This is a genomic window from Methylocaldum gracile (assembly GCF_053646815.1).
The window spans coordinates 1,888,065-1,901,275 of sequence record NZ_CM132196.1; the positions used below are offsets into that span (position 1 = coordinate 1,888,065).

General features: G+C 56.2%; 12 protein-coding genes. 9 read left to right on the plus strand and 3 right to left on the minus strand.

What is annotated here, in order from left to right:
* Window positions 1–8 precede the first annotated feature (8 nt).
* Window positions 9–1,502 carry a DNA recombination protein RmuC gene (rmuC, locus tag ACWJJK_RS08290; RefSeq protein ID WP_454128850.1) on the plus strand — a complete coding sequence of 498 codons (1,494 nt, stop codon included), beginning with the start codon at window positions 9–11 and terminating at the stop codon, window positions 1,500–1,502.
* Window positions 1,503–1,566: 64 nt separating this feature from the next.
* Here rmuC and rho read toward each other — a convergent pair whose 3' ends face one another.
* From rho to yrfG, 3 genes are all read right to left on the minus strand, one after another.
* On the minus strand, window positions 1,567–2,823 hold the full coding sequence (rho, locus tag ACWJJK_RS08295; RefSeq protein WP_077730480.1) for a transcription termination factor Rho: 1,257 nt from the start codon (window positions 2,821–2,823) through the stop codon (window positions 1,567–1,569).
* A gap of 176 nt (window positions 2,824–2,999) precedes the next feature.
* Window positions 3,000–3,329, minus strand: a complete 330-nt coding sequence (gene trxA, locus ACWJJK_RS08300; protein ID WP_077730481.1) for a thioredoxin TrxA — start codon at window positions 3,327–3,329, stop codon at window positions 3,000–3,002.
* A 236-nt stretch (window positions 3,330–3,565) separates the two neighbouring features.
* The gene (gene yrfG, locus ACWJJK_RS08305; protein WP_077730482.1) at window positions 3,566–4,222 is read right to left on the minus strand and encodes a GMP/IMP nucleotidase; all 657 of its coding nucleotides are present in this window, start codon (window positions 4,220–4,222) and stop codon (window positions 3,566–3,568) included.
* Between the two features lie 88 nt (window positions 4,223–4,310).
* On the opposite strand from yrfG, the gene cysQ reads away from it, so the two are divergent.
* From cysQ to rimI, 8 genes are all read left to right on the plus strand, one after another.
* Window positions 4,311–5,129 (plus strand): 3'(2'),5'-bisphosphate nucleotidase CysQ, encoded by an 819-nt coding sequence (gene cysQ / locus ACWJJK_RS08310; protein ID WP_086134373.1) that lies wholly within the window; start codon window positions 4,311–4,313, stop codon window positions 5,127–5,129.
* A 443-nt stretch (window positions 5,130–5,572) separates the two neighbouring features.
* The gene (locus ACWJJK_RS08315; protein WP_454128851.1) at window positions 5,573–7,303 is read left to right on the plus strand and encodes an acetolactate synthase 3 large subunit; all 1,731 of its coding nucleotides are present in this window, start codon (window positions 5,573–5,575) and stop codon (window positions 7,301–7,303) included.
* Window positions 7,303–7,794 carry an acetolactate synthase small subunit gene (gene ilvN, locus ACWJJK_RS08320; RefSeq protein ID WP_077730485.1) on the plus strand — a complete coding sequence of 164 codons (492 nt, stop codon included), beginning with the start codon at window positions 7,303–7,305 and terminating at the stop codon, window positions 7,792–7,794. Before ACWJJK_RS08315 ends, ilvN begins: the two co-directional genes overlap by 1 nt.
* Window positions 7,795–8,035: 241 nt before the next feature.
* Window positions 8,036–9,052, plus strand: coding sequence for a ketol-acid reductoisomerase (gene ilvC / locus ACWJJK_RS08325; RefSeq protein ID WP_347257953.1), 1,017 nt, complete (start codon window positions 8,036–8,038; stop codon window positions 9,050–9,052).
* A gap of 113 nt (window positions 9,053–9,165) precedes the next feature.
* Window positions 9,166–9,909, plus strand: a complete 744-nt coding sequence (gene pssA, locus ACWJJK_RS08330) for a CDP-diacylglycerol--serine O-phosphatidyltransferase (protein ID WP_133716463.1) — start codon at window positions 9,166–9,168, stop codon at window positions 9,907–9,909.
* Window positions 9,910–10,243: 334 nt separating this feature from the next.
* On the plus strand, window positions 10,244–11,791 hold the full coding sequence (locus tag ACWJJK_RS08335; protein ID WP_133716462.1) for a 2-isopropylmalate synthase: 1,548 nt from the start codon (window positions 10,244–10,246) through the stop codon (window positions 11,789–11,791).
* A 47-nt stretch (window positions 11,792–11,838) separates the two neighbouring features.
* The gene (locus ACWJJK_RS08340) at window positions 11,839–12,582 is read left to right on the plus strand and encodes a uracil-DNA glycosylase (RefSeq protein ID WP_454128852.1); all 744 of its coding nucleotides are present in this window, start codon (window positions 11,839–11,841) and stop codon (window positions 12,580–12,582) included.
* A gap of 2 nt (window positions 12,583–12,584) precedes the next feature.
* A complete protein-coding gene (gene rimI / locus ACWJJK_RS08345) occupies window positions 12,585–13,139 on the plus strand; it encodes a ribosomal protein S18-alanine N-acetyltransferase (RefSeq protein ID WP_240502524.1) in 555 nt (184 codons plus the stop codon).
* Window positions 13,140–13,211: the final 72 nt, after the last annotated feature.

A 13,211-nucleotide genomic window follows, 5' to 3' on the forward strand; every position in this document is an offset into this window, starting at 1 on the left:
GTGGGCCGATGGATAACACACATTGGGTGGCGAATATCGATAAGCTGCCGCCTTCTCTGATTCTGGCTGCCGGCATGTTTTTGGGACTGTCCGTCGGATGGCTGATAGCGTCTTTGCGCCACAGAGGACATCATCCGGAATTGTGCCGGCGATTAACTGAAGAGCACGCGGAGAAAATTGCTGAATTGTCGGAAGAGCTGGCTGATCGCCAAGATCGAGTCTATTCGTTGAGCACGGGGCTGGCCGTCGCTGAAGAAAAAGCGGAACGCATCCCGCTACTGGAAAGTAGACTGGCCGAAACAAGCCAGCAGCTTACGGCCGCGCGGACGGAATGCGCCGAACTCAGGACGCGCCTCGAGAACGAAGAGAAAAACACCGAAGGAAAGCTGGCGCTGCTTCGTAACGCGGAAGTTCAACTGTTCACCCAGTTCGAAAATCTGGCGCAGAAAATACTCGAGGAAAAGACGCAGAAATTCACCGAACAGAACAAGAGCCAACTCGACGGCGTTTTGACGCCGTTTCGCGAACAACTCGGCGATTTCCGAAAGAAGGTGGACGAAATGCATCTCCACGACGCGAAGGACAGGGCATCCCTGCGCCAGGAGATCGAGAACCTTCGCTTGCAGACCCAGCGTATCAACCAGGAAGCGGTCAATCTGACTCGCGCGTTGAAAGGCGACAAAAAATTGCAAGGCGCCTGGGGGGAACTGATTCTGGAGCGGGTGTTGGAGCAGTCCGGCTTGCGCAAGGGCATCGAATACGAGACCCAAGGCGGTTATCGCGACGGCGAAAATCGCTTATTTCGACCCGATGTCATCGTGCACCTGCCGGAAGGCAAGGACATCATCATCGATTCCAAGGTTTCGCTGGTGGCTTACGACCGCTGCTGTTCCCTGGACGACGGATCGGAGCGGGAGTCGGCGGTGCGCGAGCATGTTCTGGCCGTGCGTAACCATATCAAAACCCTGGCGCAGAAAGATTATTCCGGCTTGAATGGGCTGCGCTCTCTGGATTTTATTCTGCTGTTCATGCCGATCGAGTCGGCTTTCATGCTGGCCTTCCAGCACGACGACAAGCTGTTCTCGGATGCGTTCTCCAGCAATATCGTAGTGGTGACCCCGACCACCTTGCTGGCTACTTTGCGTACCATAGAAAACATTTGGCGCTACGAGCGGCGGAATGAAAATGCGAAATTGATCGCGGACAAGGCGGGCTCGATTTACGACAAATTGCGCGGATTCGTGGAAGACTTGGAAAAATTGGGCACCCAGCTCAGCAGCGTCCACAAGACTTATGACGACGCGATGAATAAACTTACCCGCGGGCGCGGCAATTTAATCCGGCAGGCGGAAAGTTTTGTGGAACTGGGCGCAAAAGTGAACAAACGGCTCCCAAAAAGTATTTTGGAGAAAGTCGATCTGGACGTCGAAGACGACATGTACGCCGCGCTAAAGCTGGAACTTCCGGCAATCGGGGAGACGAGCGAATCGTCCGAAGGATGATTATACGGCTTGTTTTGAGCTGAACGGCTTGGATCGGCTTGAAGGAGGGGCTTTTCTTGCTCCTTCAGCGCTTCATCATGTCGAAGAACTCGGCGTTAGTCTTGGTGTCCTTCAGTTTGCCCAGCAGGAATTCGCTGGCTGCCATTTCGTCCATCGGTTGCAGGATTTTGCGTAAAATCCAGCATTTTTGCAGTTCGTCCGCCGGAACGATGTATTCCTCGCGGCGGGTTCCGGATCGGTTGATATTGATGGCCGGATAAACGCGCTTCTCGGCGATTTTCCGCTCGAGGTGCAATTCCATATTGCCGGTGCCCTTGAATTCTTCGTAGATCACTTCGTCCATGCGCGACCCGGTATCGATCAGTGCGGTAGCGATGATCGTGAGGCTGCCGCCTTCCTCGATGTTACGAGCGGCACCGAAAAAGCGCTTGGGACGTTCCAGGGCGTTGGCGTCCACGCCGCCGGTCAACACTTTGCCCGAGGATGGGATCACTGTGTTGTAAGCTCGGGCGAGGCGGGTGATAGAGTCGAGGAGGATGACGACATCGCGCTTGTGCTCGACTAAGCGCTTAGCTTTTTCCAGGACCATCTCCGCCACTTGCACGTGACGCGCCGGCGGTTCGTCGAAGGTGCTGGATACGACTTCGCCCTTGACGCTGCGCTGCATCTCGGTGACTTCTTCCGGCCGTTCGTCGATCAGTAGGACGATCAGGTAACATTCAGGGTTCTTTTCGGCGACCGAATGGGCGATGTTCTGGAGGATCATGGTCTTGCCGGCTTTCGGCGGCGACACGATCAAGCCGCGCTGCCCTTTGCCGATCGGTGCGACCAGGTCGATCACCCGAGCGGTCAAATCCTCGGTGGTTCCGTTGCCGATCTCCAGTTGCAGGCGTTCGACAGGAAATAAGGGAGTTAGGTTAGAGAATAAGATCTTGTGCTTGGCGTTTTCCGGCGGCTCATAGTTGATTTGCTCGACCTTGAGCATTGCGAAGTAGCGCTCGTTGTCCTTGGGCGGACGAATCTTTCCGGAAATCGTGTCTCCGGTTCGTAAGCTAAATCTACGAATCTGACTGGGCGAGACGTAAATATCATCGGGTCCGGCCAAAAAGGAGCTGTCGGCGGACCTCAGAAAGCCGAATCCGTCGCTCAGGATTTCCAATACCCCGTCGCCGTAGATATCTTCCCCGCTTTTGGCCTGTTTTTTCAGGATCGAAAAGATCAAATCCTGTTTGCGCGTTCGAGCAACGCCTTCGATGTCGAGTGATTCAGCGATTTCGATGAGTTCGGAAACGGGTTTGCGTTTAAGATCGGTCAGATTCATAGACGTTAGTGAAGAGCAGATGTAAATGATCTAAGGAATTGCGCTCGTATGAGAGACGAGCTTGGAGAGAACGGCCGGAAGTGGCCCGGTTAAGAGGACGACGTTAAGAGTTACACCAAAGTTAGCACAGGCGTGCGAGGCCGTCTAGTCAGAACCGGCCCGCACATGCCGGATGCTCAAATATTGGCGTCAAGGAATGCAGCCAGTTGCGATTTGGCCAAGGCTCCCACCTTAGTGGCTTCCACTTCGCCGTTCTTAAACAAAATCAGCGTTGGAATTCCGCGTACGCCGTAGCGCTGGGGCGTTCCAGGATTGTCGTCGATATTGAGCTTGGCGATCGTCAGCTTACCTTCATAATCCCCAGCGACCTCCTCCAGAATAGGTGCAATCATCTTGCAGGGACCGCACCATTCGGCCCAGAAATCGACTAGTACAGGGCCGCTCGCTTTGAGGACCTTATCCTCGAATTCGGCATCGGTAACTTGAAGTATGCGTTCGCTCACAATGAACTCCTCACGGTCTCAACGGGGAAATTGGAAGGGACTGGGGCGCCAACGGCCAGTACGAATGGGAATGGTGCAGCTTTCCCTTGCGTACGTGCATTTCAGCTTAAACGAATGACAATTTCAAGCCCCATGGTTCCGTACGTAAATTGCCTTCGGTAAACACCGGAATCGGCTCGCGGACGGACGGGCAAATGGGGGCGACGGACTTGTTTCGGGGATTGGCGCCGCGGTCGATTTCAGCTTGGAGGCATTAGCTCGCGAAAGTCCTCAATGGCGTCGAATTCGACGATGTTTCTTGGAGGTTGCCGGCTATCGGGTTTCTTCACGGCAACTACGTGCCGGATGCCAAATTGGCGGGCGGCGTGTAATACGGTCACGCTGTCGTCGACCAGTAGCGTCTTATCCGCCGAAAAGGGTTCTATGGCGCTAAGGGCTTTCCAAAAGCCGGGATGCTCCTTCGGAAATCCGAATGCATGCGAAGAGAAGATTTCGTCAAAAAAACCATGGAGGCAGGTTCGCTCCAACTTCAAACCCAAGCTTTTCGGGTGTGCGTTGGTTACCAGCACCAAACGCTTTTCGGCTTTGCGTACGGCATCGAGGAAGTCGGTGACATGAGGTAGTATCGCTATCAGTCCCGCGATTTCGGCTTTTAAGCCTACGATGTCCAGGCACAAACGATCAGTCCAGTAATCCAGGCAGTACCATTCGAGTCGTCCCTCGGTTTCCTTGAACCGGGGTGTCAATTCGGCTTTGGCTTCCGCGACCGAAAGTCCGTGCCGTTCGGCGTAACGCAGCGGAACGAATTCGAGCCAAAAGTGGTTATCGAAATTCAGGTCCAACAGCGTGCCGTCCATATCGAGAAACACGCTGCTAATGTTTCGCCAATCGATCATGGTTTAATATTTTACTCGGTTGCTTTCAGTCATTATCTTCGATTCCCTCCATTCAGCGTATCCAGTGAGTAGCTGCGGATTTCAAGCCATGCCCCTCAGAAAAGAACCCTCCCGCTTTCTCGAGACCGTAGTCGCTCTCGCCAAGGAGTCCGGGCGTCGTATCCTCGAGATCTACGGATCGGATTTCCGCGTCGGCGTAAAAGAAGATAGTTCGCCGCTCACCGCGGCCGATCTCGCTTCCCATCACTGTCTGGTCGAAGGGCTCGCGGCTTTGCGTCCGGCCTACCCGATCATTTCGGAAGAATCTAAAAGTTTGCCGTTCGAGGAGCGAAGCGACTGGGAGACCTTTTGGCTGATCGATCCTCTGGATGGTACCAAGGAGTTTATCAAGCGAAATGGCGAGTTCACCGTCAACGTGGCCTTGATTCATCGTCACCAACCGGTGCTCGGCGTGGTGTATGCGCCGGCAAAAGATCTTTGCTACTTTGCATCCGAGGGATGCGGCGCCTACAGGCAGATCGACGATTCGCCCCCGCAAAACATCGAAGTGACGACGAGTGCTCACTATCCGCTGAGAGTGGTCGGTAGTCGCTCGCACCAGACAGAGGAATTGGCAATCTACCTGAACCGACTGGGCGAGCATGAACTGATGTCGATCGGCAGTTCGCTGAAACTCTGCTGGGTGGCGGAAGGCGCGGCGGATCTCTATCCCCGCATCGGTCTGACCTCGGAATGGGATACCGCGGCGGCGCATTGCATAGTAAAGGAAGCCGGTGGCGAGGTGACCGACTTGCGCGGTCAGCCACTGCTTTACAACACCAAGCCGTCGCTGCTCAATCCTTATTTTCTGGTATTCGGCGACAAATCCAGAGACTGGTACAGATACGCGGGCGGCATAGAGGGCTGACGCGCACCCCGCTTGTTCGAATAAGGCCTTGGGCAGCTTTGATGAAGACCGCCGGGGCGCCACTCCTGAACAATCATGTTCCGCAAGACCCGAGGATGGCGCGGCATATGGCAACTAGCGGTGCATATCGAGGGAGTTGTTACGCCGGCGCGGGTCATCATGCTCGGAGCCAATCCATTCGAAGTGGAAATGTATCCAGAGCAAAAGTACCGGTTCGTCAACGCTGCGTAAGAGGCCGAAGTCACTATCGAGGCGTTTCCGCTGTCCAAGTACGGTACAATTCCGGGAAACGTCATGCGAGGATCGAACGAACGCCATCCGCGTGGCCGCGGCTTGACGGAGAATGTGAATCCGAGTACCGTTATCGGCTATTTTTATTTTGTTGTCTCGGCCGAAACGGGCGTTTTCGAAACGCCTGATTCTTTTTTAGGGGTGTTGAAACCGTGGAGCTCAGCGGCGCGGAAATCCTGGTCCAAAGTCTTAAGGACGAAGGGGTTGAATACATTTTCGGTTACCCCGGCGGGGCCGTATTGCATATCTACGATGCTCTGTTCAGACAGGACGACGTGAAGCACATCCTGGTGCGCCACGAACAGGGTGCGACCCATGCCGCGGACGGATACGCGCGCTCGACCGGCAAGCCCGGCGTGGTGCTGGTGACTTCCGGCCCCGGAGCCACCAATGCAGTCACCGGCATCGCGACGGCCTACATGGATTCGATTCCGATGGTAATCATCACCGGCCAAGTGCCCTTGCCGGTCATCGGCAGCGATGCCTTCCAGGAGTGCGACACTATCGGCATCACCCGGCCCTGTGTAAAGCACAATTTCCTGGTAAAGGACGTGCACAAGCTGGCGGAGACCATCAAGAAGGCGTTCTACATCGCCACCACCGGCCGACCCGGTCCCGTGGTGGTCGACGTTCCGAAGGACGTCACCGATCCCAATCTCAAGATTCCTTACGAGTACCCGCGCTCGGTTTCAATCCGCTCCTATAACCCGCAGGTCAAGGGGCATCGGTGGCAGATCAAGAAAGCGGTAGAGTTGTTGCTCTCCGCCAAGAGGCCGATGATCTATTCGGGAGGCGGCGTCATATTGGGCAATGCGTCCGAACAGTTGAAGGAAATTACCCGGATACTCGGATTTCCGATCACCAGTACCTTGATGGGATTGGGGGCCTATCCGGCCACCGATCGGCAGTTTCTGGGCATGCTGGGCATGCACGGAACCTACGAGGCGAATATGGCCATGCACGAATGCGATGTGCTGTTCGCCGTCGGTGCACGGTTCGACGATCGGGTTACCGGCAAGCTCAGCCAGTTTTGCCCGCATGCGAAGATCATTCACATCGATATCGATCCTGCTTCTATCTCCAAGACGGTGCGCGTCGACGTTCCCATCGTCGGTGAAGTCGGCCCGGTCCTGGAGGACATGATCGAGATACTGGGGAGCAGTGAGAAGCGGGCCGATGAAGATGCTCTTACCGCATGGTGGGATCAAATCGCGCGCTGGCAATCCTTGGACTGCTTGCGTTACGATCGGAATAGTTCGTTGATCAAGCCGCAATACGTCATCGAGCAGTTGTACGAAGTCACCAATGGCGATGCATTCGTAACGTCCGATGTCGGGCAGCATCAAATGTGGACGGCTCAGTTCTACAAATTCGACAAGCCGCGCCGCTGGATCAACTCGGGCGGACTCGGCACCATGGGGTTCGGTTTGCCGGCGGCCATTGGCGCCAAGCTGGCTCACCCCGATGCGGACGTGGCCTGCGTAACCGGGGAGGCGAGCATTCAGATGTGCATCCAGGAGTTGGCTACGGCCCTGCAATACCGCACGCCTATCAAAATCGTGAATCTCAATAACGGTTACATGGGCATGGTCCGCCAGTGGCAGGAATTCACCTACGAAAGCCGCTACTCCCACTCCTACTTGGAGACCATTCCCGATTTCGTTAAGCTGGCCGAAGCTTACGGCCATATCGGCATGCACATCGAAAAGCCCGCCGACGTGCGCCCGGCACTGGAGGAGGCGTTCAAGCTGAAGGATCGTACTGTATTCATGAATTTCCTGACCGATCCGACCGAGAACGTATATCCGATGATCGAGGCCGGCAAGGCTCACCATGAGATGCGCCTCGCTCCCGGCGTCACCATCGAGAGGGAGCTTGCCTGATGCGCCACATCATTTCCATTTTGATGGAGAACGAATCGGGGGCGTTGTCGCGGGTGGCGGGACTTTTTTCCGCACGCGGATACAACATCGAGTCGTTGACCGTGGCGCCCACGGAGGATGCGTCCTTGTCGCGAATGACGCTGGTTACCACCGGCAGCGACGAGATCATCGAGCAGATTACCAAGCAGCTCAACAAGCTGATCGATGTGGTCAAACTCATCGATATTTCGGAATCTTCCCACATCGAACGCGAATTGATGATGGTGAAAGTGCGTGCCGTCGACAGGGCGCGGGAGGAAATCATTCGCCTGACCGATATCTTTCGCGGAAAAATCATCGATGTTACGCCGGTGAGCTACGTCATCGAGGTTACCGGCGAAAAGTCCAAGCTGGACGCGTTTCTCCAGACGCTCGATCAGGAGGCCATCATCGAGGTCGTGCGCTCCGGCACAACGGGCATTCTGCGCGGCGACCGCGGGCTTCACGCCTAACTAATGCCGATGACGACTGCAGCGTATAACAAATGCCAGTATTACCCGTCATTCCGGCAGGGCGTGCCGGAATCCAGAAGCCACGGAAGGTTTTAGCGTCTACGTCCCTGTAAACTGGACCCCGGCAGTCCCAATCGCAAACGGGCCTTTAGTCGGCCCCTTCCCTGCCGGGGTGACGATGTGGTTTTTAATTTCGTTACGAATAGTAATCAACCAAAACGATAAATCACGAGGACCATTCATGCAGGTTTATTACGACAAAGATGCCGATCTTTCGATTATTCGGAACAAGAAGGTCGCCATTATCGGCTACGGCTCGCAAGGCCACGCTCACGCCAACAACCTGAAAGATTCAGGCGTTTCGGTCATCGTCGCATTGCGTCCGGGTTCGGCCTCCGCAGTGAAGGCCGAGAACGCGGGGCTGACCGTCATGTCGGTGGAAGAGGCCGTGAAACTAGCCGACGTGATCATGGTACTGGCTCCGGACGAACACCAGGCGAAACTCTATTCCGAGCAGATCGAACCGAACATCAAGCAAGGTGCGGCGTTGGCGTTCGCCCACGGGTTCAATATCCATTTCGAACAGATCCAGCCGCGCGCCGATCTAGACGTGATCATGATCGCGCCGAAAGGCCCCGGCCACCTGGTGCGTTCGACATACACCCAGGGCGGCGGCGTACCCTCCCTGATCGCGGTTTATCAGAACGCTTCGGGACAGGCCAAGGAAATCGCCTTGTCCTATGCCTCTGCAAACGGCGGCGGACGCGCCGGCATCATCGAAACGACCTTCCGCGAAGAGACCGAAACCGACCTGTTCGGTGAACAGGCCGTATTGTGCGGCGGCGCGACGGCACTCGTGCAGGCCGGGTTCGAGACCTTGGTGGAAGCCGGCTACGCTCCCGAAATGGCATACTTCGAGTGCTTGCACGAACTGAAGCTGATCGTCGATTTGATGTATGAAGGCGGCATCGCCAACATGCGCTATTCCATTTCCAATACCGCCGAATACGGCGACCTGACCCGCGGGCCACGTGTCGTCACGGAGGAGACGAAAAAGGAGATGAAGAAGATTCTCGGCGAAATTCAGCGCGGCGAGTTTGCCCGCGAATTCATTCTGGAGAATCAGGCCGGTTGCGCCACGCTGAAGGCCAAGCGGCGTCTGGGTCGCGAGCACCAAATCGAACAGGTCGGTGCGAAGTTGCGCGACATGATGCCTTGGATCAAAGCCAACAAAATCGTCGATAAAAGCAAGAACTGATTCTTGCTTTCGGCCGGGCACGAGCCAATCGGTTCGTGCTCGACCCGCCGAACTGGCGGCGGGCTATGTTAAGCTAGCCCGCATTATCGGTTGATTCAACTTAAAGCGGGACTATGGAAGAACAAATTCCCCCTGCGAGGCGTCGGCGCGGCATCTATCTCTTGCCGAACTTGTTCACGACAGCAGCGCTTTTCGCCGGTTTCTACGCCATCACCGCCGCCTTTAACGGGCGCTTCGAAGTGGCTGCCGTCGCCATCTTCATTGCCATGATTCTGGACGGTCTCGACGGACGCGTGGCGCGCCTCACCAATACGCAGAGCGCCTTCGGGGCCGAATACGACAGCATGGCCGACATGATTTCCTTCGGTGCCGCTCCCGCCTTGGTCGCCTACATCTGGTCGCTGACGACGCTGGGCAAGATCGGATGGGTTGCCGCTTTCGTGCACGCCGCCGGTGCAGCGCTTCGCTTGGCCCGCTTCAATACCCAGATCGCAACCGCGGACAAACGGTATTTTCAAGGTTTGCCGAGTCCTTCCGCCGCCGCGATTTTGGCCGGGTTTATCTGGTTTAGCGAAACCTACGGTCTGACCGGCGAGTCCATGCGCTATGTCTCGCTCGGACTAGCCTTGATGACCGGGCTCCTGATGGTCAGCAACTTCCGTTACTACAGCTTCAAGGATGTGGATCTCCGCGGACGGGTGCCGTTCATGTGGGCTATCCTCGTGATGCTGGTATTCGCCTTCATTTTTACCAATCCGCCCCTGATGCTGTTTGTCATGTTTACGGCTTACGCTGTTTCGGGGCCGGTATTGACCTTGCTCGGGCGACGTAAAATGCGGAGCGAGCGCCGAACCTGAGAAGGGACGGGGAATCTGCTGACATTAAAGTCCTTCGTCGGATAAGGCGAAAGTATTCCTCACTATGGCGCTTGTACGGTATTCGGATGAGTAATATAGTTGCTCGAAAGGCAGTCACAAATCCATGCATTCAATCGCCAACCTACAACGCCGGAAATCCGACCGACTCATCGGTCGGGTCGGCGCTGTCTGCCGCTCTGAATTCCTCGACCTTCTGCGTTTTCGTCTCCTGCCCTGAGGGGCAGTAGACTTGACGCATTCCAAAATCCTAAGCGCGAACATAAATGCAGGGGCCTCTTGAAGAGAGGCCGCGAGAGATAGACGAGGTTTTATCATGAGCGACAAACTCATCATTTTCGATACGACGCTGCGGGACGGCGAGCAAAGTCCCGGCGCTTCGATGACGCGGGACGAAAAGGTGCGCATCGCCAAGGCGCTCGAGCGTCTGCGGGTGGATGTGATCGAGGCCGGTTTTCCGGCGGCGAGTCCCGGCGATTTCGAATCGGTGCAAGCTGTGGCTCGGGCGGTCAAGGAAAGCACGGTATGCGGTTTGGCGCGGGCTTTGGATAGGGACATCGACCGTGCGGGCGAGGCGCTCAAGGAAGCCAATCGGGCGCGTATTCACACGTTTATCGCGACTTCGCCGATTCATATGCAGAGAAAGCTGCGCATGGAGCCCGATCAGGTGATCGAGTATGCCGTGAAGGCTGTAAAAAGGGCGAGGCAGTATACGGATGATGTCGAGTTTTCGCCGGAAGACGCCGGACGTTCGGAAGAAGATTTTCTGTGTCGAATACTCGAGGCGGTTATCGATGCGGGCGCGAAAACCTTGAATATCCCCGATACCGTCGGTTACAGCGTGCCGGAGCAATTCGGCGCCACCATCCGGCGTTTGAGAGAACGTATTCCCAACTCCGATAAAGCCATCTTTTCGGTGCATTGCCACAACGATCTGGGGTTGGCGGTTGCGAATTCATTGTCCGCCGTCATGAACGGCGCGCGGCAGGTCGAATGTACGATCAACGGCTTGGGCGAACGGGCCGGCAATGCCGCGCTGGAGGAGATCGTCATGGCGGTCAAGACCCGTAAAGACGTGTTTCCCTGCCGAGTCGAGATCGACACCCGCGAAATCGTTGCGTGTTCCAAACTTGTCTCGAATATCACCGGTTTTCCGGTGCAGCCCAACAAGGCCATCGTTGGGGCCAATGCGTTTGCGCACGAGTCCGGCATTCATCAGGACGGGGTTTTGAAGAGCCGCGAGACCTACGAAATCATGAGCGCGGAGGAAGTCGGCTGGACTGCAAACCGGATGGTGCTGGGCAAGCATTCGGGCCGCAACGCTTTTCGGACGCGCATGCAGGAACTGGGGATAGAGTTCGGAACCGAGGCGGAATTGAATGACGCATTCCAGCGTTTCAAGGACTTGGCTGACAAAAAGCACGAAATCTTCGACGAAGACCTGCAGGCTTTGATCACAGAAGCGGGCGTCGAGGCGGAGGACGAGCGGGTTAAGCTTGTCGCGCTCAAGGTATGCTCCGAAACGGGCGAGGTTCCTTGCGCGCGAGTGTCGCTCAAGGTCGAAAACGAAGAAGTGAGCGGCACCGCCCAGGGCAGCGGCGCTGTCGACGCGAGCTTCAAGGCCATCGAATCCGTAGTCCATACCGATTCCACCTTGTTGCTGTATTCGGTCAATAACATCACCACCGGCACCGACGCTCAGGGCGAAGTGACGGTTCGCCTGGAAAAGGGCGGGCGCATCGTCAACGGCCAGGGCGCAGATACCGATATCGTGATCGCTTCGGCCAAGGCCTACATCAATGCGGTCAACAAACTCCTGGCGCCGCGGCAACGCATGCATCCTCAAGTGGCGGGAGACGTTTGATAATGCCCGAGTTTTGCGAAGAGGCGGTCTAAGAACGGTTCCGGCCTATGCCTCGCGATGAACGACGCCTGGATTATCTCCATTCGATGGGTATCCAAGTTTGGGTACCCCGGCGGCGTGCCGCGTTCGAGGCTGCCGTAAATCCGGACCTACCCCAGGCTACGCCGGATGGCTTGAGTGAGAGCCTAATAAGCGCGGTGAATTCGCCTCCGATCGATGCTGTGTCTTCGGGTTGTCTGCCGGATTGGGCGGATTTGGAGGCCCGCGTAGCGGGATGTACCGCCTGTCCGCTACACCAAGGCCGTACTCAGACTGTTTTCGGCGTCGGCAATCGCGAAGCCGAATGGATGGTGATTGGCGAAGCGCCTGGAGAACAGGAAGATCTGCAAGGCGAACCGTTCGTGGGGCGGGCCGGGCAATTGCTCAACGAAATGATTCGGGCCGTCGGTCTCAAAAGGGAAGCCGTTTACATCGCTAACGTGATCAAATGCCGTCCGCCCAGGAATCGCGATCCGGCCCCGGAGGAAGCGGCGGCCTGCGAGGGATATTTGAAAGGGCAGGTCGCCTTGATCAAACCTAAGATTATTCTGGCCGTAGGCCGTATTGCCGCGCAAAACTTATTAAAAACCGCGACGCCCATCGGTAAACTACGCGGCCAGGTGCATTATTACGACCAGATTCCGCTGGTGGTGACTTACCATCCCGCTTACCTGCTGCGCTCGCAAACGGAAAAACGTAGGGCATGGGAGGATCTCAAACTAGCCATGCGGGCTTTTCGACAACAAGCATAATTATGTCCGCCATGTTCGATTTGTTCGGCTTGTTCGAGCGCATCAGGAAATTCATCAGTTATGATGCCGAAACCGAGTTTTATTACCGACACTTTCCCAGCCTCGTGAAGAGTGCCGAGTTGATCATTCGTCCGATGCGGCGGTCAGACCTTAAAGTGGTGGCCGCCATTGAGCAAAGTGCATACGAATTCCCTTGGGAGCCGACCACTTTCCGGGACTGCTACACCGTAGGATATTGTTGCTGGGTAGGCGAAAGGGCAGGCCAGGTTGTAAGTTACGGGATCGCGTCGGTGGGGGCGGGGGAGTCGCACGTACTCAATCTCTGTGTGTCGCCGCAAAATCAGGGACAGGGCTACGGGCGCTTGATGCTCGAGAAACTCATGGCGGTCGCCAAGGAGCACAAGGCCGAAACGATTTTTCTCGAAGTGCGTCCTTCCAACAAGCCCGCCATCAAACTTTATCACCAACTGGGGTTCAACGAGATCGGTACCCGCAAAGGCTATTATCCGGCCCGAAACGGCCGGGAAGATGCCCTGGTCATGGCTCGCATGCTGTAATCGCCGGATCGAAAGGCATCTCGCAGGTCGGCAATCCATTGCCGACAAGTTCCTCGCCGATCCAGCGTGTCG